Source organism: Enterobacter sp. AG326 (assembly GCF_004362415.1).
In the GTDB taxonomy this organism is placed as follows: Bacteria; Pseudomonadota; Gammaproteobacteria; order Enterobacterales; family Enterobacteriaceae; genus Enterobacter; species Enterobacter asburiae.
In genome coordinates, this window is sequence record NZ_SNXG01000004.1 from 1 (window position 1) to 26,139 (window position 26,139).

The window sequence follows — 26,139 nt, forward strand, 5'->3', positions numbered from 1 at the left end:
AGAGACTTGGTATTCATTTTTCGTCTTGCGACGTTAAGAATCCATGTCACTTTGAGTGCCCACACAGATTGTCTGATAAATTGTTAAAGAGCAGTGCAACGCGGCTTTCGCTCACCGTTGCGAGGTGGCGTATATTACGCTTTCCTCTTTCAGAGTCAACCCGTTATTTCAGGATTTTTTCTCTTCAACCGAACCGCTTGTTGTGTGAAGTGATTCACATCCGCCGTGTCGATGGAGGCGCATTATAGGGGGCCGCCGAGGAATGACAAGCGGAAAAATGCATTTTTATTTCAACCGCTCACCTTTTCACCAAAAAGGCTATTTTTGGTGCTTTTTAATCTCTTTTGGCAGATCGGCCAGACTATTAATCACCCAATCCGCTGCATTTTCTGCTTCTGGCGTCACTGGCTTACCGGTGCGAACTAATATTTTGGTCCCTACACCCGCTGCGGCGGCTGCCTGCATATCTTCCAGTTTATCGCCCACCATATAAGAAGCAGACATATCAATGTGCAGGAACTCCTGCGCAGAGATGAACATCCCCGGATGCGGCTTACGGCAGTCACAGGTCTGGCGATACGCTTCTACCGTTCCCTGCGGGTGGTGCGGACAATAGTAGATACCGTCGAGATCCACGCCTCGGTCGGCCAGCGACCAGTCCATCCATTCCGTCAGCGTTTCGAACTGCGCTTCGGTGAATTTACCGCGTGCAATACCGGACTGGTTCGTCACCACCACCAGCGCATAGCCCATCTCTTTCAGCTGGCGCATGGCATCTATTACGCCCTCGATAAACTCGAACTCATCAATCTCATGGACATAACCGTGATCCACATTAATAGTGCCGTCACGATCAAGAAAAATTGCGGGTACTGATTTTGCCACCGGTTTGCTCCTGAAAAAGGCATGTTCGACTAGTATCTCATGAATCGCAGCGCAATAAAGTGCTCATCGTACAGAGTTGGATTGATTTAGACGTCTGGATGCCTTAACATCCGTTTTGTTTACGGTCATCACCCGTATCTGGCAGAAGAAAATGCCACGGCTAACTTACATACGATAAAAATAATCTAATGATTAAACTTTCCAATATCACCAAAGTGTTCCAGCAGGGGAACCGAACCATTCAGGCGCTGAACAACGTCAGCCTGCATGTTCCTGCTGGTCAAATTTATGGCGTCATTGGCGCATCGGGTGCAGGTAAAAGCACGCTGATTCGTTGTGTTAACCTGCTTGAGCGCCCAACCCAGGGCAGCGTAGAAGTTGGCGGCCAGGAACTTACCGCCCTCTCAGAGAAAGAACTCACCAAAGCGCGTCGTCAGATTGGCATGATCTTCCAGCACTTTAACCTGCTGGCCTCCCGCACCGTGTTCGGCAACGTTGCCCTGCCGCTTGAGCTGGATAACACGCCGAAAGAAGAAGTGAAGCGTCGCGTTACCGAGCTGCTCGACCTCGTGGGTCTGGGCGACAAGCATGATAGCTACCCGGCCAATCTGTCCGGTGGGCAAAAGCAGCGTGTGGCCATTGCCCGCGCGCTGGCAAGCAACCCTAAGGTACTGCTGTGCGATGAAGCCACCAGCGCACTGGATCCGGCAACCACGCGTTCAATTCTGGAATTGCTGAAAGACATTAACCGTCGCCTGGGCCTGACGATCCTCCTTATTACACATGAGATGGACGTGGTGAAACGCATCTGCGACTGCGTGGCGGTCATCAGCAACGGTGAACTGATCGAGCAGGACACGGTAAGTGAAGTGTTTTCGCATCCGAAGACGCCTCTGGCACAGCAGTTCATCCAGTCCACGCTGCATCTGGATATTCCGGAAGATTATCTGGAGCGTTTGAAAACCGAACCGACGGCAGACAGCGTCCCGATGCTGCGCATGGAGTTCACCGGTCAGTCCGTTGACGCTCCCCTGCTTTCCGAAACCGCGCGTCGCTTTAACGTGAACAACAACATCATCAGCGCGCAGATGGATTACGCCGGTGGCGTGAAGTTCGGCATCATGCTGACAGAAATGCACGGCACACAAGAAGAAACCCAGGCCGCGATTGCCTGGCTGCAAGAACACCACGTAAAAGTAGAGGTACTGGGTTATGTCTGAGCCGATGATGTGGCTGCTGGTTCGCGGCGTTTGGGAAACGCTGGCAATGACCTTTGTCTCTGGCTTCTTTGGTTTTGTGATTGGCCTGCCGGTCGGCGTATTGCTGTACGTGACGCGTCCGGGTCAAATCATTGAGAACGCGAAGCTGTACCGTACGCTCTCTGCGCTGGTCAACATCTTCCGTTCTATTCCCTTCATTATTCTGCTGGTGTGGATGATTCCGTTTACCCGCGTGATCGTCGGAACGTCTATCGGTCTGCAGGCGGCCATCGTTCCGCTGACCGTAGGCGCAGCGCCGTTTATCGCCCGTATGGTGGAGAACGCCCTGCTGGAAATCCCGACAGGTCTGATTGAGGCTTCCCGCGCGATGGGCGCAACGCCGATGCAGATCGTCCGCAAAGTTCTGCTCCCGGAAGCACTGCCGGGCCTGGTGAACGCGGCAACCATCACGCTCATCACGCTGGTCGGTTATTCCGCAATGGGTGGTGCAGTTGGCGCTGGCGGTTTAGGCCAGATTGGTTACCAGTACGGCTATATTGGATATAACGCTACCGTGATGAATACCGTTCTGGTATTGCTGGTTGTTCTGGTTTATTTAATTCAGTTCTCTGGCGATCGCATCGTCCGGACCGTTACTCACAAATAACGTTACACACAACACAAACTCTACGAGTTAAGGATAAAACATGGCGTTTAAATTAAAGACCTTTGCAGCAGTAGGCGCGCTGATCGGCTCTCTGGCACTGGTGGGTTGCGGTCAGGACGAAAAAGATCCAAACCACATTAAAGTGGGCGTTATCGTGGGTGCAGAACAACAGGTTGCTGAAGTTGCTCAGAAAGTGGCGAAAGAGAAGTATGGCCTGGACGTTGAGCTGGTAACCTTCAACGATTACGTTCTGCCGAACGAAGCGCTGAGCAAAGGCGATATCGATGCTAACGCCTTCCAGCATAAGCCATACCTGGATCAGCAGATCAAAGATCGCGGCTATAAACTGGTGGGCGTCGGTAACACCTTCGTTTATCCAATTGCCGGTTACTCTAAGAAAATTAAATCTCTGGACGAGCTGCAGCCGGGCTCTCAGGTTGCCGTGCCTAATGACCCAACCAACCTTGGTCGTTCCCTGCTGCTGCTGCAGAAAGTGGGCCTGATCAAACTGAAAGACGGTGTTGGCCTGCTGCCAACCGTTCTGGATGTCACCGAGAACCCGAAAAATCTGAAAATTGTTGAACTGGAAGCACCGCAGCTGCCACGTTCTCTGGACGATGCGCAGATTGCCCTGGCCGTTATCAACACCACTTACGCCAGCCAGATTGGCCTGACGCCAGCCAAAGACGGTATCTTCGTAGAAGATAAAGACTCCCCGTACGTTAACCTGATCGTGACTCGCGAAGACAACAAGGACGCGGAAAACGTGAAGAAATTCGTTCAGGCTTATCAGTCTGATGAAGTTTACCAGGAAGCCAACAAAGTGTTTAACGGCGGCGCTGTTAAAGGCTGGTAATCTCACCTCAGTGTAATATCATCAGGACGGGCTTATGCCCGTCTTGTCATTTGTGCAGTCAACTGATTCAATATCTGACGTTTTGATTATCCATTGAGGAACTATTATGCGTGCTTTACCGATCTGTCTTTTAGCACTCATGCTGAGCGGCTGTTCTATGCTAAGCAGATCTCCCGTTGAACCTGTTCAAAGCACGGCAACCCCGCCAAAAACCGAGCCTGCGAAACCGAAAGTGGTTCGCCCTGCACCGGTTCGCATTATCACGAAAGCAGACGAACTCGTCGGTAAACCGTTCCGTGAACTGGGCGAAGTGAGCGGCGAATCCTGTCAGGCGACCAATCAGGACTCACCACCGAATATTCCGACAGCGCGTAAACGCATGCAGATTAATGCCGCAAAAATGAAAGCCAACGCGGTTCTGCTGCACAGCTGCGAAGTCACCAGCGGCACGCCGGGCTGCTATCGTCAGGCGGTTTGCATCGGTTCTGCGCTGAACATCACGGCGAAATGAGTGCATTTCAGTTCGAGCAGATAGGCGTTATCCACTCTCCTTATAAAGAGAAGTTCGCCGTCCCCCGCCAGCCCGGTCTTGTGACCAGCGGAAGCGGTGAGCTTCACCTGATTGCGCCTTACAATCAGGCCGATGCGGTACGCGGGCTCGAGGCTTTCAGCCATTTATGGGTGGTGTTCGTGTTTCACCAGACGATGGAAGGCGGCTGGCGACCTACCGTGCGTCCTCCTCGTCTTGGCGGAAATGCGAGAATGGGCGTGTTTGCGACTCGCTCGACCTTCCGCCCAAACCCGGTTGGCATGTCGCTGGTTGAACTGAAAGGCATACGCTGCCAGAAAGATCGGGTGATACTGGAGTTAGGTAGCCTGGACCTGGTAGACGGCACGCCGGTAATCGACATCAAACCCTATTTGCCCTTCGCCGAAGCCCTCCCGGACGCGCGTGCAAGCTATGCTCAGGACGCGCCGCAGGCGGACATGCCTGTTTATTTTACGCCAGAGATAACCGCGCAGCTCGGTCAGCTGGAGAAACGCTATCCTCGCTTACAGGATTTCATCACTGAAGTTCTGGCACAGGACCCTCGTCCGGCCTACCGTAAAGAAGAGGAAGAAGGAAAAACGTACGCCGTCTGGCTGATGGATTTTAACGTTCGCTGGCGCGTCACCGGGGCAGGTTTTGAAGTGTTTGCCCTTGAACCCAGGTAATTTTGTTCTCCTCTCTTTTGGCATCTTTGCCACACTGGTAAACTAAACCACTTTTTTTGTGTCAGGCTGGTGTTTCAGCCTGTTCCAATCGTCGAAATGGAACCGTAACAACATGCGTACTAGCCAATATCTGCTCTCCACTCTGAAGGAGACGCCTGCCGACGCCGAAGTGATCAGCCATCAGCTGATGCTGCGCGCCGGGATGATCCGCAAGCTGGCCTCCGGGTTATACACCTGGCTGCCGACCGGCGTGCGCGTCCTGAAAAAAGTCGAAAACATCGTGCGTGAAGAGATGAACAACGCCGGTGCTATCGAGGTGTCCATGCCTGTGGTTCAGCCCGCTGACCTGTGGCAGGAGAGCGGCCGTTGGGAACAATATGGTCCTGAACTGCTGCGCTTCGTCGATCGCGGCGAGCGTCCTTTCGTTCTCGGCCCAACGCATGAAGAAGTCATTACCGACCTGATTCGTAATGAGCTGAGCTCTTACAAACAGCTGCCGCTGAACTTCTTCCAGATCCAGACCAAGTTCCGTGACGAAGTTCGTCCGCGTTTCGGCGTTATGCGCTCTCGCGAATTCCTGATGAAAGATGCCTACTCTTTCCATACCTCTCAGGAATCACTGCAAGAGACTTACGACGCAATGTACGCGGCTTACAGCAAAATCTTCTCCCGCATGGGTCTGGATTTCCGTGCTGTGCAGGCTGATACCGGCTCCATCGGCGGTAGCGCATCCCATGAGTTCCAGGTACTGGCACAGAGCGGTGAAGACGATGTGATCTTCTCTGACTCTTCAGACTACGCGGCGAATATCGAATTTGCAGAAGCGCTGGCACCAAAAGAGCCGCGCGGCGCGGCAACGCAAGAGATGACGCTGGTTGATACGCCAAACGCGAAAACCATTGCCGAGCTGGTTGAGCAGTTCAATCTGCCTGTCGAAAAAACCGTAAAAACGCTGCTGGTGAAATCCACCGAAGGTAGCGCTTACCCGCTGGTTGCCCTGCTGGTGCGTGGCGATCACGAGCTGAACGAAGTGAAAGCCGAGAAGCTGCCGCAGGTAGCCAGCCCGCTGACGTTCGCAACGGAAGCGGAAATCCGCGCCGTGGTGAATGCGGGTCCAGGTTCGCTGGGTCCAGTCAACCTGCCGGTGCCGGTTGTTATTGACCGCACGGTTGCCGCAATGAGCGACTTCTCTGCAGGTGCGAACATCGACGGTAAACACTACTTCGGCATCAACTGGGATCGCGACGTGGCGACGCCGGAAGTGGCTGACATCCGTAACGTGGTTGCAGGCGATCCAAGCCCGGACGGTCAGGGTACCCTGATGATTAAGCGCGGCATCGAAGTCGGTCACATCTTCCAGCTGGGCGATAAATACTCTCGCGCGCTGAACGCCGCTGTTCAGGGTGAAGATGGCCGTAACCAGATCCTGACCATGGGTTGCTACGGTATTGGGGTGACGCGCGTGGTAGCTGCGGCAATTGAGCAGAACTACGACGAACGCGGCATCGTCTGGCCGGACAATATTGCGCCGTTCCAGGTGGCCATTCTGCCAATGAACATGCACAAGTCTTACCGCGTGCAGGAGCTGGCCGAGAAGCTGTATGCCGAGCTGCGCGCACAGGGTATCGAAGTGCTGATGGATGACCGTAAAGAGCGTCCAGGCGTAATGTTCGCCGATATGGAACTGATCGGTATCCCGCACACCGTCGTCATCGGCGACCGTAACCTCGACAGCGATGAGATTGAATACAAATACCGTCGCAGCGGCGAAAAACAGATGATCAAGACCGGCGACATTCTTGATTACCTGGTGAAAGCCATCAAAGGCTAAACAAAAAACCCCGCTCAGGCGGGGTTTTTTAATGGCACAGCGTCAGCTTATTTACTGTTACAGTCTTTACCCGCAACAAACTTCGCGTCTTTATCTGCCACCAGCGTTTTCACCATCTCCCCGCTATCCGGGTTTGGCTCCAGCGTAAAGTGACCGTCAACCGTAAGCAATACCGGCTTGCTGTCATTGCCGCGTGCCACAGCGTAATCACGTTCAAGCTGCGCATTATTTGCCACGCTGACCTTCCTGCCGGTTGCGCAGTCGGTAAAGATCGCCGCATCCGCCATATAGAAGTACATTCCCCGCATTGCCATCGGCGTGGCAGGCAGAGCCGCTTTTACCGGCGCAAGCGTGTAGTTGAACTGGGATTCAATCGGGTTGCCTTGGCGGTCAAGCATCTCCATTCCCTCACCTTTGGCGCGGAAAAATGTTTTCTCACCGGTGGTATCCGTCAGGACCAGCTTCTCCGCCGTACGCGCCCAGGTTCCATAAGTTGCAAAAGAAGAAGGCTCTTTAGCGCCCTGATAGCGCTGATTCATCACCCAGGTGCCGTCTTTTTGCAGGAACAGAGACGTTTCAATGCCTTCGCAGTCCGCGCAAGGCAATACGCCGCGCCAGCTTTGCTGCATTGGTTTTAATTCTTCCGTTTGCGTGGGTTGTAAAACCTGCGTTTCGGAGCGGTTGTTACACCCAAAAAGCGCAAACAGCGTACTCGCTGCCAGCGCTGACCATAATACTTTTTTCACAATGAATTCCTTATGAAAAGTGTGTTCCCTTTCGTCACTCTGTCGGGCGACGAACTTTACCGCGTAGTGCTTTCACTGTGGATTTTTGTGCCTTAGAGGACAACCGACGCTCTTTCGATGCGCGGGTTGGCCGCGTTGCCCGGCGGCTTTTTTGTACTGTCGTTAACTCTTTGATGACCGCCACCAGCCTGGCTAGCGCCGCTTCCCGGTTGAGCTCCTGGCTGCGGTACTCCTGGGCTTTGATCACAATCACGCCATCGCTGGTGATCAGGTGATGACTGGCGGCAAGCAGGCTTTCTTTATAATACTCTGGCAGGCTTGAGGCCCGAATGTCAAAACGCAAATGGATAGCCGTCGACGCCTTGTTAACGTGCTGCCCGCCTGCCCCCTGCGCACGGATGGCGGTGATCTCCAGCTCGCCGTCAGGAATGCTGACGTTTCGGGACAAGACGATCATGACGCGGGTTGCCACGCCGTTAAATGAATTTCCAGATTATTCTGAGAATCAGAGAGCCAGATGGCGCCATCCTGAATCGTCGCCTGCAAAACCATGGTCCGGCTGGCAAATTCGCTCAACTGCGCCAGCTGCTCATCATCCAGATACCAGACCGCGAGATTTTTAAACTGTCCGCACTTGCTCTTGTTTTGCTGCCACCAGATCTCCGCAGCGCGCTGATTATACGCGAATAAGGCCACTTCAGCGGACTGGGTGCAGGCCTTCTTAATTCTGCGCTCGTCCGGCAGGCCGAGTTCGATCCACAAATCGATACCCAGATGATCGTTGCGCAGCCAGGCTTCAGGCTCGTCTTCTGCGCTTAACCCACGGGAAAACTGCAGGCGCTCGTCGGCATACTTAATCCACGCCAGCAGGCGCAGCATCATGCGCTCCTGGGTTTCGGAGGGGTGGCGTGCCAGCGTAAGCGACGCGTCGAGGAACTGGTTGCGATCCAGATCGGCCACATTGACCACTGCTTTATAAATTGTCGCTTTCAGCGCCATGAGAGAACTCCATTCGAATCAGGCGCACATTGTAGCGAAAACCGCGGCAAAAGGCTGTTACAGGGTGTTAAATACACCGCTATCAAGGCTCTGATATTGCTTAAATGAGTATGGTATAGTCACCTTGCTAAACCGAGTTTATCTTCGTAGGCTTAATGATATCTCACAGTAAGTCAGTGCGCTGGCGGGAGGGGATGTGAATAATTATTGTGAGTTAATTCGCAAACGGTATGCGGAAATCGCCAGCGGAGATCTGGGGTATGTCCCGGACGCGTTGGGCTGTGTATTGAAAGTGCTTAATGAAGTGGCCTCTGATGAGAGCCTTTCAGAGTCGGTCAGGGAAAAAGCAGCGTATGCTGCGGCGAATTTACTGGTGAGCGATTATGTCGATGAATGATACTTATCAACCCATTAATTGTGATGACTATGACAACCTCGAACTCGCCTGCCAGCATCATTTATTACTGACGCTGGAGCTAAAAGATGGCGAAGTGTTGAAGGCGAAAGCCAGCGATCTGGTTTCACGAAAGAATGTGGAATACCTGATAGTGGAAGACGCCGGTGCGACGCGTGAGCTGCGTCTGGACAAAATAGCCAGCTTCAGCCACCCGCAAATCGGCACCGTCGTGGTGAGCGAATCCTGATGACACTAACGGGCAGCCAGGCTGCCCGTTACGCTTTTTGCCACTCAAAACGGACACCCTCTTCTGACCACCCCTCTTCCGTGATGAAAACCCCTGCCGCAGCGATAAGCGTTTCACCGTAGAACAGTAGCGGCGTGGTGTCGCGCAGCCACGGCGGCACGTTACACTCCTGCCATATTTTCTTCAGCTTCCGTCCCCCGTTGCGCCCGACGATATGCAGCATGCCGCCAGCCTTAAAGCGCACGGTAACCGGTTCACCGGGCTTCGGCAGCCGCACATGACCAGACAGCAGGAGAGAGACGCGTCCTGCCTCACAGGGCAATGGCAGCGGTGCGTCAGGAGAAAGCCAGTCGAGCACCACATCGGTCAGCGAGGGCGTGGATTTTATCCACCAGAGTTCGCCTTTATAGCGTCTCACCTCAAAACCGTTCAGATGGACGCACGGGGAAGCATCATCCCGCGCCAGGGCGACTTCGTCCCAGATACGACTCAGCATTGTCCGCGACGGCATCGCGGCGCGATGAAAGGCCAGCCAGCGTCGTAGCAGCGCGGCGCGACGTACCGGGCTCATCGCTTTCATCGGTGCGATCGCCAACGCCCCGTCGGCAGAAATGAGTGCAGCCAGCTCGTCGCTCAACAGCTCATCCAGCAATGACTCCTGTTCGGCGCACAGCATGGCGCTTCTTGCCGTCGCGTCGGCGAAATGCGGCCAGCGCTCGCCTAAAAGCGGGAGGACGCGCAGGCGCAGGAAGTTACGGTCATAGCCGTCATCCTGGTTACTCTCATCTTCGATCCAGTTCAGCTGATGTTCTCGCGCCCAGTTTTCCAGTGAGTCACGCGTCTCACCAAGCAGCGGACGCAGTAGCGTAGTACCGGCAAATTCAGAACGCGCCGGCATGGCAGAAAGCCCCGCCGGCCCGCTACCCCGCTTAAGCGCCAGCAGAAAGGTTTCACACTGATCGTCCAGATGCTGGGCCGTGACCAGCGCTTCTCCAGGACGTAATGCCCCGGCAAATGCGGCATAGCGGGCTTTACGCGCCTGCGCCTCGATGCCCAGCCCTTCCTCCGCAAGCGTGACGCGCTTCACGATGAGCGAAATCGCCCAGGCCGCACACAAGGCTTCGCAGTGCGCCACCCACTCCTCTGCGTGAGGACTTAATCCGTGGTGAATATGCATCGCCCGAAGCTGGACGTCAGGTTCCCGATCGCGCCAGCGCTTAAGGCGATGCAGCAACACGGTGGAATCCAGGCCACCGCTAAACCCCACCAGCAGCTGGCGGTACGGTGATACGGCTTGTGCGATAGCGGGTAAGGTCATAGGAGATTACACATAAAAAATGCCCGAACTGAGCGGGCATTATCACACAGGACAACCATTACTGCTGATAAAGCTCCAGCGGCAGGCCGTCCGGGTCGTTGAAAAAGGTAAAGCGCTTGTCGGTGAAGGGATCGACGCGAATCGCTTCGCACGTCACTCCGTGCGCTTCCAGATGTTTGACGGCGCTATCCAGGTCATCGACGCTAAAGGCAAGATGACGTAGGCCACAGGCTTCCGGGCGGGACGGACGCGCAGGCGGAAAAGGAAAAGAGAACAGCTCAATCACATATTGCCCGTTTAACGCCAGGTCGCCCTTCCAGGAGTCACGCTCCTCGCGGTAGGCCTCGCTCATGAGCGTAAAGCCCAAGATGTCGCAGTAGAAGGCCTTACTTTTCGCGTAGTCGGTCGCAATGATCGCAATATGATGAACCTGTTTTAAACCCAGCATAGCTTCTCCTTTTTATGATGCCTGAACGTTACAACCGAAAACCCGCACCTGGCAAGCGGTCCCCCTTATTTTAGGACTCGCACCCAGTAAACGCCGTTCTCGTCGCGCTTCGCGCCGTGGATATCCGTCTCAAAACCGGGATAGTGGCGTCCTACCGAACAGAGCATCAGCAGGAAATCGAGCACGGCCCGACTCTCTTCGGTAATCATCTCTCCCGGCATCAGGAGCGGAACGCCCGGCGGGTAAGGCAGGATCATGTTAGCCGATACGCGCCCGACCAGGTTTTCCAGCTCGACGGTTTCGACCTCCCCTTTCACCTGGCGCTGCCATGCCTTGTGCGGGGTAAACTTCATCTCCGGTAAGACATCGAACGCCTGAAGCATCAGACGCGGCAGATCGTGCTGACGGATCAGCCTGTGGATCCCCTGGGCCAGATCCTGAATGCGCATATTTCGATAGAAGTCAGGATCTTCCGCGTAGAGATCCGGCAGCATATTCTTCACCCGCAGGTTGAGATCGTAGGCGCGCTTAAACTCCATCAGGCCGCGCAACAGCCCCATCGCGCGGGTTTTGTCGATCCCGATGCTGAACAGGAACAGCAGGTTATAGGGACCGGTTTTCTCCACCACCACGCCACGTTCATCAAGGAATTTCGCGACCAGCGCGGCCGGAATACCTTCATCGCTCATCTTGCCCTGCTCATCCATGCCCGGCGTCAGGATCGTCACTTTTACCGGGTCGAGGAACATATGGTCGCTATCGGCATCCCGGAAGCCATGCCAGTCTTCTCCGGGCGAGACGGGCCAGCATTCTGCTTCATCAATCTCTTCCGGCTGCCAGATATCAAAGAACCAGCCGTCGGCTTCATCTTTCAGCCGCTGCACCTCTTTGCGGAAATGCAGCGCGCGTTCTACCGAACGGTTGATGAGTCGTTTGCCCGGATTGCCGCGCAGCATCGCTGCGGCCGTTTCTATGGAGGCTACCAGCGGATAGCTCGGTGAGGTGGTTGTATGCATCATAAAGGCTTCGTTGAACGTGTCTTCGTCGTACTCGCCTTTGATGTGAATAAGCGAAGCCTGGGAAAACGCCGCCAGCATTTTATGGGTCGACTGCGTTTCGAAGAACACTTTACCCGGCACGCGTTCACCGCTCATGCCGCTTTTGCCGGCGTAAATCGGATGGAAATTAGTGTACGGCACCCATGCGGAATCGAAGTGGATCGACGGCACGTCGAGAGTCTTTTTGATCCAGTTCGTGTTGTACAGCAGACCGTCGTAGGTGGAGTTGGTGATCACCGCATGGACAGGCCAGCTTGCGCCAGGAATTGCCGCAACCTTACGTTCAATGGCGTCATGGGTGAACTCCCGGCGCGGAATACCCCCAAGAATACCGAGCGCGTTACGCGTGGGCGACAGCCAGAGCGGTACGACGTCGCTCATCATCAGCAGATGTGCCAGCGATTTATGGCAGTTACGGTCAATCAGCAAGGTGCTGCCAGCAGGCGCAGCGTACATCCCGACGATTTTGTTCGAGGTCGAAGTGCCGTTGGTCACCATATAGCTCTGCTCGGCGCCAAAGGTGCGGGCGATATACTCTTCGGCTTCCAGATGCGGGCCGGTGTGATCCAGCAGAGAGCCTAATTCGGTGACTGAAATTGACACGTCCGCTTTCAGGGTGTTGCCACCGAAGAAATCATAGAACAGGCAGCCCACCGGGCTTTTTTGATAGGCCGTTCCCGCCATATGACCTGGCGTACAGAAGGTATATTTGCCCTCCTTCACGTAGGTGAAGAGCGCGCGAGTAAACGGTGGAGTGATGTTATCGAGATATTCACCGGTATATTGCTGAATTCGGGTCGCAATATCTTCAGCCACGCCGAGCGAATATTCAAAGAACCACAGCGCCATACGCATATCATTGGCGCTGACGTCCATGGTTGAGTGAGTATTAATAAACGCGTACAGCGGGAGGTATTCGTTCAGCTTGTTGATATCGCTGCACAGTTCGAGATCGTATTCGTCCCAGTCGAAGATCACGCCGCAGATACGCGGGTTATGCTCGATGAACTTCAGCAGGTCGGCGCTGTTGTGCGGCCAGATTAGCTGATACCCGCGCGACTGCAGGGCTTGCTCCAGCTCCTTAATTGGCTCATCTTTATAAAAGACGCCGTGCGGCCCCATAATGGCAATGATATTCATGGGCTTCCTCCCTAAAAAACATTAGCTAAGCATAGTCCGGCTAAACCGCAGGTATAAAAAAAGCCGCAACATTGTGCGGCTTTTCAGATAATTGTGAAGCTTACGCGTAACCGTAGGTCATCAGACGCTGGTAACGACGGTTGAGCAGATCTTCTTTGCTCAGCACGTCCAGATCTGCCAGGTCAGCCAGAAGCTGCGCTTTCAGAGAAGCCGCCATTACTTCCGGCTTACGATGCGCACCACCCAGCGGTTCCGGGATAATAGAGTCGATCAGCTTAAGCTCTTTCAGGCGTGGCGCAATGATGCCCATGGCTTCTGCAGCCAGCGGCGCTTTGTCGGCGCTTTTCCACAGAATGGATGCGCAGCCTTCCGGAGAGATAACGGAATAGGTGCTGTACTGCAGCATATTCACTTTATCGCCCACGCCAATCGCCAGCGCACCGCCGGAACCACCCTCACCGATAACGGTACAGATGACCGGCACCTTCAGACGAGACATCTCGCGCAGGTTGCGCGCGATGGCTTCAGACTGACCGCGCTCTTCCGCGCCCACGCCAGGGTATGCACCCGGGGTGTCGATGAAGGTGATGATTGGCATGTTGAAACGCTCAGCCATCTCCATCAGGCGCAGGGCTTTACGGTAGCCTTCTGGTGCTGGCATACCGAAGTTACGACGGATTTTCTCTTTGGTTTCACGACCTTTCTGATGACCAATGATCATCACCGGGCGTCCGTCCAGACGCGCGATACCGCCAACGATAGCTTTATCGTCAGCGTATGCGCGATCGCCTGCCAGTTCGTCAAATTCGTCAAACGCCAGGCGGACATAATCCAGGGTGTACGGACGCTGTGGATGGCGAGCCAGCTGGGCCACCTGCCATGCGCCGAGATCGGCAAAGATTTTGCGCGTCAGCTCTACGCTTTTCTCGCGCAGACGATGCACTTCTTCGTCGATGTTAATATCCAGTTTTTCATCCTGACGGCTTACCGCTGTCAGAGAATCGATTTTCGCTTCCAGCTCAGCAATCGGCTGTTCGAAATCAAGGAAATTCAGACTCATAGTATTCCTGTATTAGTCAAACTCCAGTTCCACCTGCTCCGAACCAATGAGGCCACGGAGATCGTTCAGTAAACGATCGCTCGGAGAGACACGCCACGTTGCACCAAAGCGCAACCGCGCGCGTGCATCCGCCCTCTGATAGTAGAGATGTACTGGAATTGTCCCCGAGCGGTGGGGTTCCAGAGACTGACGGAGTCGGTTTAAAAGCTGGTCATCAATTTGCCTGTCCGTCAGCGAGATAGCAAGCCCGCGAGCATATTTTTCCCGGGCTTCGTCAATGTCCATCACTTCGCGGGCGGTCATTTTAAGCCCCCCGCTGAAGTCATCAAAGCTGACCTGTCCGCTGACGATAAGTATGCGGTCTTTTTCCAGCAATTGCTGGTATTTATCCAGCGCATCGGTGAACAACATCACCTCCAGACGCCCGGAACGGTCATCCAGCGTACAGATGCCGATACGATTGCCGCGCTTGGTGACCATAACCCTTGCGGCAATCACGAGCCCCGCAGCCGTGGTGATTTTACCACGTTCTGTCGGATGCATGTCTTTAAGCCTGTGGCCGCCGACATAGCGCTCAATTTCTTTGATGTACTGGTTGATCGGGTGCCCCGTCAGGTACAAGCCTAACGTCTCACGCTCCCCATCCAGTACCACCTGTTCTGGCCACGGCTGGCAGTTGGAATAAGATTGCTCGATCTGCTCTGGCTCTTCCGCCAGCACCCCGAACATATCCGCCTGACCAATGGCTTCCGCTTTTGCATGCTGATCCGCCGCTTTCAGCGCGTCGCCCAGCGAGTTCATCAGCGCGGCGCGGTGCGGCCCCAGCCTGTCAAACGCGCCGGACATGATCAGTTTTTCCAGCACGCGACGGTTCAGTTTTTTGGTGTCAGTACGGGCGCAAAGATCGAACAGCTCGCGGAAATACCCGCCGTTGTTACGCGCTTCGATGATCGCCTCGATCGGACCTTCGCCCACGCCTTTGATCGCGCCGATCCCGTAAACGATCTCTCCGTCGTCGTTGACGTGGAAGTGGTAGAGCCCTGAGTTAATATCCGGCGGCAGGATCTTAAGCCCCATGCGCCAGCACTCGTCCACCAGGCCAACCACCTTCTCGGTGTTGTCCATATCGGCCGTCATTACCGCCGCCATAAATTCAGCAGGATAGTGCGCTTTCAGCCACAGCGTTTGATACGACACCAAAGCATAGGCAGCGGAGTGGGATTTGTTAAATCCGTACCCGGCGAATTTCTCCACCAGGTCGAAGATTTTCATCGCCAGCTCGCCGTCAACGCCGTTTTTCTTCGCCCCGTCTTCAAAGATGGAACGCTGCTTGGCCATCTCTTCCGGCTTTTTCTTACCCATCGCACGACGCAGCATGTCCGCGCCGCCGAGCGTATAGCCGGAAAGCACCTGAGCAATCTGCATAACCTGTTCCTGATACAGGATAATGCCGTAGGTTGGTTCCAGTACCGGCTTCAGGCTTTCATGCTGCCACTGAACGTCCGGGTAAGAAATCTCTTCGCGACCGTGCTTACGGTCGATAAAGTTATCTACCATCCCTGACTGCAGTGGGCCCGGACGGAACAGGGCGACCAGTGCGATCATATCTTCGAAGCAGTCGGGCTGCAGACGTTTAATCAGGTCTTTCATACCGCGGGATTCAAGCTGGAAGACGGCTGTCGTCTCCGAGCGCTGCAGCATGTCGAAACTTTTCTTGTCATCCAGCGGGATGGCGGCAATGTCTATCGGCTCAAGGCCCTGCTTTTCCCGGCGCGGGTTGATCATCTTCAGCGCCCAGTCGATGATCGTCAGCGTACGCAGGCCGAGGAAGTCAAACTTCACCAGCCCGGCGTATTCCACGTCGTTCTTATCAAACTGAGTAACCGGATGCTCACCCGCTTCATCACAGTAGAGCGGCGCGAAGTCGGTAATTTTGGTCGGCGCGATAACCACGCCCCCCGCATGCTTACCGGCGTTACGCGTGACGCCTTCCAGCTTGCGCGCCATGTCGATCAGCGCTTTAACTTCTTCGTCGGCTTCGTAGATTTCCGGCAGCTGAGGTTCGGCTTCAAACGCTTTTGCCAGCGTCATGCCCGGATCGGGCGGCACCAGCTTAGAAATGCGATCGACAAACCCGTACGGGTGGCCCAGCACGCGGCCGACGTCGCGGATAACCGCTTTCGCCGCCATCGTACCGAACGTAATAATCTGCGATACCGCATCACGGCCGTACATATCGGCAACGTGCTCGATCACCTGGTCGCGTTTCTCCATGCAGAAGTCGACGTCAAAGTCGGGCATGGAGACACGTTCCGGGTTAAGGAAACGTTCGAACAGCAGGTCGAATTCAAGCGGATCGAGGTCGGTAATTTTAAGCGCATAGGCCACAAGCGATCCTGCACCGGAGCCACGCCCCGGTCCGACCGGAACGCCGTTATCCTTCGACCACTGGATAAACTCCATTACGATCAGGAAGTAGCCCGGGAAGCCCATCTGGTTGATGACCTGGAGTTCAATATCCAGGCGCTCATCGTACGGCGGCCGCTTCTCTTTGCGAACGGCCTCATCCGGAAACAGGAATTCCAGACGCTCTTCCAGACCTTCTTTTGATTTCACGACCAGGAAATCTTCCGTGGTCATATCACCCGTCGGGAACTGCGGCAGGAAGTATTCGCCGAGGCGAACGGTAACGTTACAGCGCTTGGCGATCTCCACGCTGTTTTCCAGCGCTTCGGGGATATCGGAGAAGAGTTCACACATCTCCTCCTCGCTGCGCATGTACTGCTGAGCGGAGTAATTACGCGGTCGTTTGGGATCGTCGAGCGTGAAGCCATCATGGATCGCCACGCGAATTTCGTGGGCGTCAAAATCCCCCGGCTCGAGGAACCGCACATCGTTTGTCGCGACGACCGGCAGCCCGCGTTCTTCCGCAAGTGCGACTGCCGCATGAAGATAGCTCTCTTCGTCCTGGCGACCGGTGCGGATCAGCTCCAGATAATAACGATCCGGGAAATACTCTTCATAGAACGAGACGCATTGATCCACCAGCGCGCTATTGCCGCGCAGCAGGCATTTGCCGACATCGCCCATACGGCCGCCAGAGATCAGCAGCAGCCCTTCGTTCAGCTCAGCCAGCCAGTCCCTGTCGATCCACGGGCCCAGCGCACCATATCCACGCTGATAGGCTTTTGAGATAAGCAGAGTGAGGTTTTGATAGCCCGTGTTGTTCATCGCCAGCACGGAGATTTGCGTCATTTCATCGCCGATGAGATCGCTCTGCACATGAAAATCCGCCCCGACGATGGGCTTTATCCCCGCGCCGTGCGCCGTTCCGTAGAACTTCACCAGGCCACACAGGTTGGTAAAATCGGTGATCGCCAGCGCGGGCATGCCAAGGGAGGCCGCCTTTTTTACCAGTGGCCCGGTCTTCGCCAGCCCATCGATCATGGAGTAGTCGCTATGCACCCGCAGGTGTACGAAACGTGGTTCAGCCATCTTCAGATTCCGCGTAACTTAATTGCTTGCGTATTGATTCAGGACACCCGTCCCAGCGCGCGCTTCACCGGGCCAAAGCTGCGACGGTGGTGTTCGGTTGCGCCATGTTCAGCCAGCCTTTCCAGATGGAAAGGTGTGGGATACCCCTTATGCTGGGCGAAACCATACTGAGGGTAAGTGAGATCCAGCGCGGCCATTTCGGCGTCGCGCGTCACTTTGGCAATAATAGAAGCTGCGCTAATTTCTGCGACCCGGCTATCGCCTTTGACGACCGCCATTGAAGGCATGGGCAATGCCGGACAGCGGTTGCCGTCAATCAGGACATATTCCGGGGAAATTTTCAGGCCTGCTACCGCACGCTGCATCGCCAGCATCGTGGCATGCAAAATATTCAGCTCGTCTATTTCATGCGGTTCAGCGCGCCCCAGGCTCCAGGCCAGCGCCTTCTCCTGAATCTCACTAAACAGCGCCAGACGGCGCTTTTCAGACAATTTTTTAGAGTCGTTCAGCCCGATAATCGGGCGAGCCGGATCGAGGATCACCGCGGCGGTCACCACGGCCCCGACTAACGGGCCACGGCCCACTTCGTCCACACCCGCCACAAGACGAGTGTGAGGATAAACAAATTCCATCATTTTGCTAGCTCCAGCACCGCATCCGCCGCTTGCTCATCGGCATTACAGCGGATCAGTTGATGCAGTTCGCGGAAGGTATCGTGCATCTGGTGGCTGGTCTTGCCGTTGGCGAGCAGCGGCAGTAGCGCATCGGCGAGCGCCTGCGGCTGGCACTCGTCCTGCAGCAGCTCTTTCACCAGCTCGCGCCCGGCAAGCAGGTTTGGCAGGGAGACATAATCCGTTTTCACCAGACGTTTTGCCAGCCAGAAGGTGAACGGCTTCATGCGATAACCGACCACCATAGGGCATTTCGCCAGCATACATTCCAGCGCCGCCGTACCGGAGGCCAGCAGCGCGGCATCGCTCGCATACATCGCTTCCCGCCCTTTCCCGTCCAGAAGACGGACGTGAAGATCCGGGGCGACTTCCGCTTTGATGCGCTCAAACTGCTCGCGGCGTTTGGCATTTACCAGCGGAACAACCACTTCAAGATCCGGATAGGTCTGGCGAAGAATTTGCGCTGTTTTGAGGAAATCGGCGCTCAGCATCTCAACTTCTGCGCCACGGCTGCCTGGCAGCAGTGCCAGACAGTGCACATCATGCGGGATGCCCAACGCGTCGCGCGCCGCGTTTTTATCCGGTTCCAATGGCATCGCATCCGCCATGGTATGACCGATAAAACGGCACGGAACATTAAATCTGTCGTAAAACGCTTTTTCGAAAGGCAGGAAAGCCAGCACCAGGTTGGTGGACCGTCCGATTTTGAAAACGCGTTTCTGTCGCCACGCCCAGACGGACGGACTGACGTAGTGAATCGTTTTGATACCCTGCTTTTTCAGATTCCCTTCGAGGGTAATGTTGAAATCAGGCGCATCGATACCGACAAACACATCGGGTTTGAGTTCGGTAAAGCGGCGGGTGAGATCGGCACGGATGTGCAGCAAACGGCGTAGCCGTCCCAGCACCTCAACGATGCCCATCACGGCGAGCTCTTCCATTTCATACCAGGCTTCACAGCCTTCGGCCTGCATCAGCGGGCCAGCAACGCCGACAAAGCGAGCATTGGGTACACGCGCCTTAAGCGCGCGGATGAGACCGGCACCAAGAATATCGCCGGAGGTTTCTCCGGCGACCAGGGCTATCGTAAGCGGACGACTGTCGACCATTAACGAATCAGCCCCCTTGTTGAACGGTCAAAGAATTCCATGAACGCGTTCACTTCCGGGTGCTTATTCGCCAGTTCGGCAATTTCCGGCTTCGCCTCTTCCAGCGTTTTACCGCTACGGTACAGCAGTTTGTACGCGTTGCGGATGGCAGTAATCGCTTCGCGACTAAAACCACGACGCTTGAGGCCTTCGATGTTCACGCCAAACGGCGTGGCATGGTTGCCCTGCGCAATCACATACGGGGGAACGTCCTGCGCCACACCGGAGCAACCGCCTACCATCACGTGCGCACCAATGATGCAGAACTGATGGACTGCGGTCATGCCGCCAATAATTGCGAAGTCATCAACCGATACGTGTCCTGCCAGCGTTGCGTTGTTGGCAAGAATACAGCGGTCACCCACGGTACAGTCGTGCGCGATATGCGCATTAACCATAAACAGGTTATCGCTGCCCACCTTCGTCAACCCACCACCCTGTACTGTTCCACGATGAATGGTGACGCTTTCGCGAATACGGTTACGATCGCCAATTTCCAGACGGGTCGACTCACCAGCATATTTCAGATCCTGGTTAACTTCGCCGATGGAGGCGAACTGATAGATCTCGTTATTGCAGCCAATGGTCGTGTGACCATTCACCACAACGTGAGATTTCAGTACTGTACCCTCACCAATTTCGACATGGGGTCCAACAATACAAAACGGGCCAACGTGGACGTTAGCGCCAATGATGGCACCGGTTTCCACAATAGCGGTAGGATGAATAAAGGCGGATTTATCAATCACGTATCAGGACTCCCGGCTACGAGCACACATCATGGTCGCTTCGCAAACAACTTTGCCGTCAACCAGCGCTACGCCTTTGAAGCGAGTCAGGCCACGACGCGTTTTTTCAAAAGTGACTTCCATGATCATCTGATCACCAGGCACGACAGGGCGCTTAAAGCGCGCTTCATCAATACCCGCGAAGTAATACAACTCACCTGGCTCCAGTTTGCCGACGCTTTTAAACGCCAGAATACCGGTAGCCTGAGCCATCGCTTCCAGAATCAACACACCCGGGAAGATAGGCTTACCAGGGAAGTGCCCCTGGAAAAACGGCTCGTTCACGGAAACATTTTTCACTGCGCGCAGAAAACGACCTTCTTCAAAATCCAGCACACGGTCTACCAGCAGAAACGGGTAGCGGTGCGGCAGAAGTTCTAAAATCTCTTCAATATGCAGAGTATGAGTGTCAGTAGTCAAAATACTCTTCCTGTCAAAATGTACTGATAACAATAATAACACGGCCTGCCGGTTTATTAGAAAGCCGACAGGCCGGGAAAAATAGCGTTCAACGGATGACGCTTAATCTTGTTGATCGATCTTACGCTCAAGAGACTTGAGGCGCTTGCTCATATCATCAATATTCATCACCAGAGCTGCTGTTTTACGCCATACCTTGTTGGGTTGTAGCGGAATACCTGAGGAATAGACGCCAGGTTCAGTGATAGGACGCATTACCATGCCCATTCCCGTCACAGTGACCTTGTCGCATATTTCCATATGGCCATTAATCACGCTCGCGCCGCCAATCATGCAATAACGGCCAATTTTCAGGCTGCCTGCCATGATGACGCCACCCGCAACCGCGGTATTGTCGCCAATCACAACATTATGCGCAATCTGGCACTGGTTATCGATGATAACACCATTGCCAATGATCGTGTCGTCAAGCGCGCCACGGTCAATGGTGGTACAGGCGCCGATCTCTACGCGATCGCCAATAATAACGCGACCAAGCTGCGGGATCTTAACCCAGTTACCGCGATCGTTAGCGTAACCAAAGCCGTCAGAACCAATCACGGTGCTGGACTGGACAAGGCAATTTTCGCCAATTTCAACATCATGATAAACGGACACATTGGCCCATAAACGGGTCCCGGCGCCGATTTTCGTATTTTTCCCAACGAAGCAGCCCGGGCCAATGACGACGTTATCGCCCAGCACTACGCCGGATTCGATAACCGCATTTGCGCCAACGGCGACGTTGCTACCAAGCCTGGCCGTCGCGTCAATCGCTGCACTGGCAGCAATGTCCTGGGCCGGCTGCGGCGTAGTATCAAGAATTTGAGCCATGCGTGCATACGTCAGGTAGGGGTTTTTCACTACCAGCGCGCTTACAGTGGCAAATGGAAGATCGTCCTGCGTCAGAACAACAGCTGACGCCTGGCATTGAGCCAGTTGCTCACGGTACTTAGGGCTTACCATGAAGGTAATCGTGCCAGCTTTAGCAGATTGCATGGACGCAACAGCGGTGATGACGATATCGCCATCACCGTGTAATTCTGCATCCAACTGCTGAGCTAAATCAGCCAGTCGAATTGAAGGCATTACTTATTTAACCTGTTTCAGAACATCAGCGGTGATGTCTTTAACATCGCTGCCGTTGAAAGCTACAGCGTTCGCATCAACAACCAGATCGATGTTCTGATCGGCAGCCACTGATTTAACAGCGGTCTGAATGCGAGTAACCAGCTTGCCGCGTTCTTCGTTAGAACGACGCTGACGATCCTGCTCGAAAGCCTGCGCTTTCTGAGAGAACGCCTGGCGCTGAGCCATTACGTCTTTTTCCAGCTTGCTGCGGTCGCTTGCTTTCATGGTAGAACCATCACGCTGCAGACGCTGCATTTTGGACTGAAGATCGTTTTCCATACCCTGCAGTTCGCTTGCACGGCCTTTGAATTCGTTTTCCAGAGTCGCAGAAACACCCGTTTTCTGTGCAACCTGCTGGAACAAATTACCCATGTTGACGATTGCAATTTTGTCTGCTGCCTGAGCAGAAGTTGCCATCGCTAAACCGAGACCTGCAGCTAATAACCACTTTTTCACAATTAACTCCTTACCATCCCATTGGCACCAGAAGGTACCGTTCTTTGCGTGGCAAGGCGACCGTGTTACCGATCGCCAGTTGTCAGCGCTACACTGCCAACGCATTCCTTTGCAGCGGATTATTACCAGGTTTTACCAATGTTAAACTGGAATTGCTCCGACTTATCTCCATCATATTTCTTAAACGGCTGGGCGTAGGAGAAGACCAACGGCCCCAGCGGTGACATCCATTGTAATGCGATACCGGCAGACATGCGAATATTGCTCGGATCGCTGTAGTCAGGAATGCCTTCTGCGCGCATCTGGGCAGTATTCTGCCAGTTGGTATCCCATACGGTACCGGCATCCCAGAAGAAGGACGTACGGACCGAGTTCGCGTATTTATCACTGATAAACGGCGTTGGTGTGATGAACTCCAGGCTGGCAACGGCCATGGCGTTACCGCCCACCGCGTCATTGGAGCTACAGACTTCGGACGAGGAAGTCTTATTACAGTTATCTTTGTCGTTTCCGCCGTAGTAAACCGCTTTAGGACCAATGTTGTTGGACTGGAAACCACGAACGGTGCTGGAGCCACCCGCATAGAAGTTTTCATAGAATGGCAGTTCTTTGCCACCCAGACCATCACCATAGCCCCAACGGGTACGACCCAGAACCACCCACTTGTGATCGTCATCGATCGGGAAGTAGGACGCGGTATCCAGCGTGACCTTATAGAACTCGTTATCGGAACCCGGCACGGTAACTTTACCGTTCAGGTTGACGCGAGAACCTTCCGTTGGGAAGTAACCACGGTCGAGACGGTTATAGGTCCAGCCGTAGTTAAAGGTGAAGTCATCCGCCGCGAAGCCATTGTCATTACCATTTTTACTGGTTGACTGGCCGATAGAGTCCAGATAACGCCACATCGCCACCTGCGGTTGCATGTTGGACAGGTCGTTATGCACGTAACCCAAGCCTGCACGCAGGGTGTTGTATTCGTTAACCGGGAAGCCAAGCGTACCGTCTACACCGTAACTCTTGTTGGTGTATGAAGACAGGTCCGCGTCATCTGCTTTAAAGTCGTTATAGAAGATACGACCGCCCAGGCTCACACCGTCTACGGTGAAGTATGGGTTAGTCACAGAGAACTCAGAGTAGGTCTGGTAATCGTTTTTGGTGCCGTTAATACCGACAGAGTAACCCGTACCCAGCCAGTTATCCTGCTGCACGCCGACCTGGAAGCTGACGCCACTTTCAGTACCGTAGCCCACACCGAAGTTGAAGCTACCGGTGTTGCGCTCTTTCACTTTATATACGACATCAACCTGATCCGGGCTGCCCGGTACGCGCTGGGTATCGGTATCCACCGTTTCAAAATAGCCCAGACGGTTCAGACGCTCTTTACCCTGATCAACAAGGTCGCTTCCCAACCATGCGCCTTCCATCTGACGCATTTCGCGACGCAGAACGGAATCTTTGGAAGTGTCGTTACCGACGAAGCGAATCTTACGCACGTAGAAACGGTTGCCCGCATCAACATTCACGTGCAGCTTAACGGTTTTATCCGCGTCATTGATTTCCGGCTGAGTCTGTACGCGCGGATAAGCATAACCATAGCGGCCGAGCAGCTTCTTAATGCTGTCTTCCATTTTGGTTACTTTGGAACCGCTGTACAGGTCGCCCGGCTGAATTTTGGTCAGCGATTCGATTTCAGCAGAATGCCCCGCAAGGTTACCACTCACTTCAACACCAGAAAGCTTGTACTGCTCGCCTTCAGTGATGTTAACCGTAATGTAGATGCCTTTCTTGTCCGGAGTCAGACTGACCTGAGTCGAGTCGATGTTGAAACGTGCATAGCCACGATCGAGATAGTAGCTGCGCAGGGTTTCAAGGTCGCCCGCCAGTTTCTGTTTCTGGTATTTGCGATCGCCTACCACGTTCCACCATGGCACTTCATCGCGCAGCTGGAAGGTGGAGATCAGTTCGTCGGTGCTGAACGCGTGGTTGCCGACAATGTTGATCTGCTGGATCTTCGCAGAAACACCTTCCTGGAAGACCAGCTTCAGGTCAACACGGTTGCGCGGCAGCGGAGTGACAACCGCTTTCACGCTGGCACTGTATTTACCGACGCTGTAGTAGAAGTCTTCCAGACCTTTTTCAATGTCTGAAAGGGTTGTGCGGTCCAGGGATTCACCTACACGAACACCGGATGCTTCAAGGTTCTGCTTGAGCATGTCATCTTTCACCGACTTGTTACCGGAGAAAGTGATACTGGCGATCGTCGGACGTTCTTTTACCTGTACCAGCAGCGTATCACCATCGCGCAGGACGCGGACGTCCTCAAAGTTGCCGGTGGCAAACAGAGCACGGATGGTGTTACTGATATCATCATCATTAACCGTATCGCCGGGGCGTACAGGCATACTGAGGAGGGCCGCACCAACGGCGACACGCTGGAGGCCTTCGAAATGAATGTCTTTCACTACGAACCCGTCAGCACCGTATACGGTGGCGCTGCTAAACAGCAGCGACGCTATGAGCAACTTTTTCATCGCCATCGTTATTATGCGTTCTTCCTAACACTCTCTTACAACCGAGAGAAATCATTGAAAAGTGCAAGCCCCATTAACAGCACCAGCAAAATCGAGCCAATGCGATAACTAAAGTCTTGAACTCGCTCGGATACCGGTCCGCCTTTTAGCTTTTCAATCGCTAAAAACAGCAGATGACCCCCGTCTAAAACGGGAAGCGGGAACAGGTTGATTATCCCAAGGTTCACGCTAATGAGCGCGAGGAACATGAGATAGTAAATCACCCCGAATTCCGCTGACATCCCAGCCCCCTGAGCAATCGAAATTGGCCCACTGAGGTTGTTCAGTTTCACGTCACCGGTTATCAATTTCCCCAACATGTTGACCGTCAGCTTCATCAGTTGCCATGTTTTATCCGTGGCTTCAAGGATGGCGCTGAACGGCCCATACTGGCGTATTGTCTTGTACTCATCTGGCAGCGGGATCACTTTTGGCACAACGCCTGCAAACCCTTCTGCCTTTTTGCCGACCGACTTCGTATCCGGGATCAGCGTCAGCGAAAGCGGACTGCCTTGCCTTTCAACTTCCAGCGCGAGAGACGTTCCCGGATTATCGCGCACCAGAGTAACAAAGGTCATCCACTCTGTTAATGGTTGACCATCGACTTTAACGATCCTGTCGCCCGCTTGCAAACCCGCTTTGCTCGCCGCCGAATTTGCCTGAACTTCGGCTAATACCGGCTCAATCTGCGCACCGCGTGGACGAATGCCCAGCGCAGCGACGGGATCTTCTTTGTCTGGCTCGAAACGCCAGTGACGTAAATCGAGTACTTTGTCCTGACGCGTATCTGAACCAAACGGCGATACGCTGATGGTGGTCTGCGGATCGCCAATTTTGGCTACCAGCTGCAGTCGCACGGCATCCCAATCAGGGGTTTCGATGCCATCAATCGCTTTAAGTTCCATCCCGGATGTAATTTGCGCACTCGCCGCGATGGAGTTAGGGGCAATTTCACCCACCACCGGACGCACGCCAGGGACGCCGATGATAAACACCAGCCAGTAAGCGAAAATCGCAAAGATGAAGTTGGCTACCGGTCCGGCAGCAATGATGGCGGCGCGTTGTCCAACGGTTTTATTGTTGAATGCGCTGTGTCGCAGCTCAGGAGCGACAGGCTCGACGCGTTCGTCGAGCATTTTGACGTAGCCGCCCAGCGGGATAAGGGCGATGACAAATTCCGTACCGTGGCGATCGGTGCGCGTCCAGAGTGATTTCCCAAAGCCGATGGAAAATCGCTCTACGCGCACGCCACAGCGGCGAGCAACCCAGAAATGGCCAAATTCATGCACGGTAATCAGTACACCCAGTGCAACAATGAACGCCGCCAGATTCCAGAGAATGCTCAGCATAAA

General features: G+C 54.4%; 25 protein-coding genes. 8 read left to right on the forward strand and 17 right to left on the reverse strand.

From position 1 onward, the window contains the following. Positions 1–318: 318 nt before the first annotated feature. Positions 319–885, reverse strand: coding sequence for a D-glycero-beta-D-manno-heptose 1,7-bisphosphate 7-phosphatase (gmhB, locus tag DFO52_RS14425; RefSeq protein ID WP_029741186.1), 567 nt, complete (start codon positions 883–885; stop codon positions 319–321). A gap of 188 nt (positions 886–1,073) precedes the next feature. Here gmhB and metN point away from each other — a divergent pair, with 188 nt between their 5' ends. The 6 genes from metN (at position 1,074) to proS (ending at position 6,653) form a co-directional block, all read left to right on the forward strand. Further along, entirely contained in the window at positions 1,074–2,105 is a 1,032-nt protein-coding gene (metN, locus tag DFO52_RS14430) for a methionine ABC transporter ATP-binding protein MetN (protein WP_023334590.1), read from the forward strand. Then, positions 2,098–2,751, forward strand: a complete 654-nt coding sequence (locus DFO52_RS14435) for a methionine ABC transporter permease MetI (protein ID WP_014168730.1) — start codon at positions 2,098–2,100, stop codon at positions 2,749–2,751. Before metN ends, DFO52_RS14435 begins: the two co-directional genes overlap by 8 nt. A gap of 40 nt (positions 2,752–2,791) precedes the next feature. Continuing rightward, on the forward strand, positions 2,792–3,607 hold the full coding sequence (gene metQ / locus DFO52_RS14440; RefSeq protein WP_014168729.1) for a methionine ABC transporter substrate-binding lipoprotein MetQ: 816 nt from the start codon (positions 2,792–2,794) through the stop codon (positions 3,605–3,607). 106 nt (positions 3,608–3,713) lie between these two features. Next, the gene (gene rcsF / locus DFO52_RS14445) at positions 3,714–4,118 is read left to right on the forward strand and encodes an Rcs stress response system protein RcsF (protein WP_008501883.1); all 405 of its coding nucleotides are present in this window, start codon (positions 3,714–3,716) and stop codon (positions 4,116–4,118) included. Then, entirely contained in the window at positions 4,115–4,822 is a 708-nt protein-coding gene (gene tsaA, locus DFO52_RS14450) for a tRNA (N6-threonylcarbamoyladenosine(37)-N6)-methyltransferase TrmO (RefSeq protein ID WP_133550646.1), read from the forward strand. Before rcsF ends, tsaA begins: the two co-directional genes overlap by 4 nt. 112 nt (positions 4,823–4,934) lie before the next feature. Continuing rightward, positions 4,935–6,653, forward strand: coding sequence for a proline--tRNA ligase (gene proS, locus DFO52_RS14455; RefSeq protein WP_033144681.1), 1,719 nt, complete (start codon positions 4,935–4,937; stop codon positions 6,651–6,653). Between the two features lie 47 nt (positions 6,654–6,700). Here proS and nlpE read toward each other — a convergent pair whose 3' ends face one another. The 3 genes from nlpE to DFO52_RS14470 are packed head-to-tail and all read right to left on the reverse strand — an operon-like array spanning position 6,701 to position 8,398. Then, complete coding sequence (gene nlpE / locus DFO52_RS14460) at positions 6,701–7,399, reverse strand: envelope stress response activation lipoprotein NlpE (RefSeq protein ID WP_133550647.1); 699 nt, start codon at positions 7,397–7,399, stop codon at positions 6,701–6,703. A gap of 34 nt (positions 7,400–7,433) precedes the next feature. Next, entirely contained in the window at positions 7,434–7,856 is a 423-nt protein-coding gene (gene arfB, locus DFO52_RS14465) for an alternative ribosome rescue aminoacyl-tRNA hydrolase ArfB (protein ID WP_029741189.1), read from the reverse strand. Next, positions 7,853–8,398, reverse strand: a complete 546-nt coding sequence (locus DFO52_RS14470) for a YaeQ family protein (protein WP_029741190.1) — start codon at positions 8,396–8,398, stop codon at positions 7,853–7,855. Before DFO52_RS14470 ends, arfB begins: the two co-directional genes overlap by 4 nt. Before the next feature lie 196 nt (positions 8,399–8,594). Between DFO52_RS14470 and DFO52_RS14475 the strand changes: the two genes are divergently transcribed. Further along, on the forward strand, positions 8,595–8,795 hold the full coding sequence (locus DFO52_RS14475) for a YaeP family protein (RefSeq protein ID WP_008501889.1): 201 nt from the start codon (positions 8,595–8,597) through the stop codon (positions 8,793–8,795). Then, entirely contained in the window at positions 8,782–9,042 is a 261-nt protein-coding gene (gene rof, locus DFO52_RS14480; RefSeq protein WP_008501890.1) for a Rho-binding antiterminator, read from the forward strand. The genes DFO52_RS14475 and rof overlap by 14 nt, the downstream gene beginning before the upstream one ends. A gap of 28 nt (positions 9,043–9,070) precedes the next feature. Here the strand turns inward: rof and tilS are convergent, their stop codons facing one another. The 13 genes from tilS to rseP form a co-directional block, all read right to left on the reverse strand. Further along, positions 9,071–10,360, reverse strand: coding sequence for a tRNA lysidine(34) synthetase TilS (gene tilS, locus DFO52_RS14485; RefSeq protein WP_133550648.1), 1,290 nt, complete (start codon positions 10,358–10,360; stop codon positions 9,071–9,073). A gap of 58 nt (positions 10,361–10,418) precedes the next feature. Beyond that, entirely contained in the window at positions 10,419–10,808 is a 390-nt protein-coding gene (locus tag DFO52_RS14490; RefSeq protein WP_029741193.1) for a VOC family protein, read from the reverse strand. 65 nt (positions 10,809–10,873) lie between these two features. Continuing rightward, positions 10,874–13,006 carry a lysine decarboxylase LdcC gene (locus tag DFO52_RS14495; RefSeq protein ID WP_121932525.1) on the reverse strand — a complete coding sequence of 711 codons (2,133 nt, stop codon included), beginning with the start codon at positions 13,004–13,006 and terminating at the stop codon, positions 10,874–10,876. Between the two features lie 100 nt (positions 13,007–13,106). Next, positions 13,107–14,066, reverse strand: a complete 960-nt coding sequence (gene accA / locus DFO52_RS14500) for an acetyl-CoA carboxylase carboxyl transferase subunit alpha (protein WP_008501895.1) — start codon at positions 14,064–14,066, stop codon at positions 13,107–13,109. Positions 14,067–14,078: 12 nt separating this feature from the next. After that, the gene (gene dnaE / locus DFO52_RS14505) at positions 14,079–17,561 is read right to left on the reverse strand and encodes a DNA polymerase III subunit alpha (protein ID WP_029741195.1); all 3,483 of its coding nucleotides are present in this window, start codon (positions 17,559–17,561) and stop codon (positions 14,079–14,081) included. A gap of 38 nt (positions 17,562–17,599) precedes the next feature. Next, positions 17,600–18,196 carry a ribonuclease HII gene (gene rnhB / locus DFO52_RS14510; RefSeq protein ID WP_024907528.1) on the reverse strand — a complete coding sequence of 199 codons (597 nt, stop codon included), beginning with the start codon at positions 18,194–18,196 and terminating at the stop codon, positions 17,600–17,602. Continuing rightward, a complete protein-coding gene (gene lpxB / locus DFO52_RS14515; protein WP_029741197.1) occupies positions 18,193–19,341 on the reverse strand; it encodes a lipid-A-disaccharide synthase in 1,149 nt (382 codons plus the stop codon). The genes rnhB and lpxB overlap by 4 nt, the downstream gene beginning before the upstream one ends. Beyond that, positions 19,341–20,129 carry an acyl-ACP--UDP-N-acetylglucosamine O-acyltransferase gene (lpxA, locus tag DFO52_RS14520; RefSeq protein WP_029741198.1) on the reverse strand — a complete coding sequence of 263 codons (789 nt, stop codon included), beginning with the start codon at positions 20,127–20,129 and terminating at the stop codon, positions 19,341–19,343. The genes lpxB and lpxA overlap by 1 nt, the downstream gene beginning before the upstream one ends. A 3-nt stretch (positions 20,130–20,132) precedes the next feature. Continuing rightward, the gene (fabZ, locus tag DFO52_RS14525; protein ID WP_010426706.1) at positions 20,133–20,588 is read right to left on the reverse strand and encodes a 3-hydroxyacyl-ACP dehydratase FabZ; all 456 of its coding nucleotides are present in this window, start codon (positions 20,586–20,588) and stop codon (positions 20,133–20,135) included. A 102-nt stretch (positions 20,589–20,690) separates the two neighbouring features. Continuing rightward, positions 20,691–21,716: a UDP-3-O-(3-hydroxymyristoyl)glucosamine N-acyltransferase gene (lpxD, locus tag DFO52_RS14530; RefSeq protein WP_029741199.1), complete on the reverse strand. Its 1,026-nt coding sequence runs from the start codon at positions 21,714–21,716 to the stop codon at positions 20,691–20,693. A gap of 3 nt (positions 21,717–21,719) precedes the next feature. Next, on the reverse strand, positions 21,720–22,214 hold the full coding sequence (gene skp / locus DFO52_RS14535) for a molecular chaperone Skp (RefSeq protein ID WP_029741200.1): 495 nt from the start codon (positions 22,212–22,214) through the stop codon (positions 21,720–21,722). A gap of 122 nt (positions 22,215–22,336) precedes the next feature. After that, entirely contained in the window at positions 22,337–24,754 is a 2,418-nt protein-coding gene (gene bamA / locus DFO52_RS14540; RefSeq protein WP_047646660.1) for an outer membrane protein assembly factor BamA, read from the reverse strand. A 29-nt stretch (positions 24,755–24,783) separates the two neighbouring features. Beyond that, the gene (gene rseP / locus DFO52_RS14545; RefSeq protein ID WP_023310458.1) at positions 24,784–26,136 is read right to left on the reverse strand and encodes a sigma E protease regulator RseP; all 1,353 of its coding nucleotides are present in this window, start codon (positions 26,134–26,136) and stop codon (positions 24,784–24,786) included. Between the last annotated feature and the right edge of the window lie 3 nt (positions 26,137–26,139).

Coding starts and splice junctions, on each gene's coding strand:
- proS (WP_033144681.1), top strand. CDS start 4,935: ATGCGTACTAGCCAATATCTGCTCTCCACTCTGAAGGAGACGCCTGCC.
- lpxB (WP_029741197.1), bottom strand. CDS start 19,341: ATGGTCGACAGTCGTCCGCTTACGATAGCCCTGGTCGCCGGAGAAACC.
- tilS (WP_133550648.1), bottom strand. CDS start 10,360: ATGACCTTACCCGCTATCGCACAAGCCGTATCACCGTACCGCCAGCTG.
- arfB (WP_029741189.1), bottom strand. CDS start 7,856: ATGATCGTCTTGTCCCGAAACGTCAGCATTCCTGACGGCGAGCTGGAG.
- accA (WP_008501895.1), bottom strand. CDS start 14,066: ATGAGTCTGAATTTCCTTGATTTCGAACAGCCGATTGCTGAGCTGGAA.
- lpxD (WP_029741199.1), bottom strand. CDS start 21,716: ATGCCTTCAATTCGACTGGCTGATTTAGCTCAGCAGTTGGATGCAGAA.
- DFO52_RS14470 (WP_029741190.1), bottom strand. CDS start 8,398: ATGGCGCTGAAAGCGACAATTTATAAAGCAGTGGTCAATGTGGCCGAT.
- rcsF (WP_008501883.1), top strand. CDS start 3,714: ATGCGTGCTTTACCGATCTGTCTTTTAGCACTCATGCTGAGCGGCTGT.
- bamA (WP_047646660.1), bottom strand. CDS start 24,754: ATGGCGATGAAAAAGTTGCTCATAGCGTCGCTGCTGTTTAGCAGCGCC.
- tsaA (WP_133550646.1), top strand. CDS start 4,115: ATGAGTGCATTTCAGTTCGAGCAGATAGGCGTTATCCACTCTCCTTAT.
- dnaE (WP_029741195.1), bottom strand. CDS start 17,561: ATGGCTGAACCACGTTTCGTACACCTGCGGGTGCATAGCGACTACTCC.
- rof (WP_008501890.1), top strand. CDS start 8,782: ATGTCGATGAATGATACTTATCAACCCATTAATTGTGATGACTATGAC.
- DFO52_RS14495 (WP_121932525.1), bottom strand. CDS start 13,006: ATGAATATCATTGCCATTATGGGGCCGCACGGCGTCTTTTATAAAGAT.
- rseP (WP_023310458.1), bottom strand. CDS start 26,136: ATGCTGAGCATTCTCTGGAATCTGGCGGCGTTCATTGTTGCACTGGGT.
- DFO52_RS14435 (WP_014168730.1), top strand. CDS start 2,098: ATGTCTGAGCCGATGATGTGGCTGCTGGTTCGCGGCGTTTGGGAAACG.
- rnhB (WP_024907528.1), bottom strand. CDS start 18,196: ATGATGGAATTTGTTTATCCTCACACTCGTCTTGTGGCGGGTGTGGAC.
- metQ (WP_014168729.1), top strand. CDS start 2,792: ATGGCGTTTAAATTAAAGACCTTTGCAGCAGTAGGCGCGCTGATCGGC.
- metN (WP_023334590.1), top strand. CDS start 1,074: ATGATTAAACTTTCCAATATCACCAAAGTGTTCCAGCAGGGGAACCGA.
- DFO52_RS14490 (WP_029741193.1), bottom strand. CDS start 10,808: ATGCTGGGTTTAAAACAGGTTCATCATATTGCGATCATTGCGACCGAC.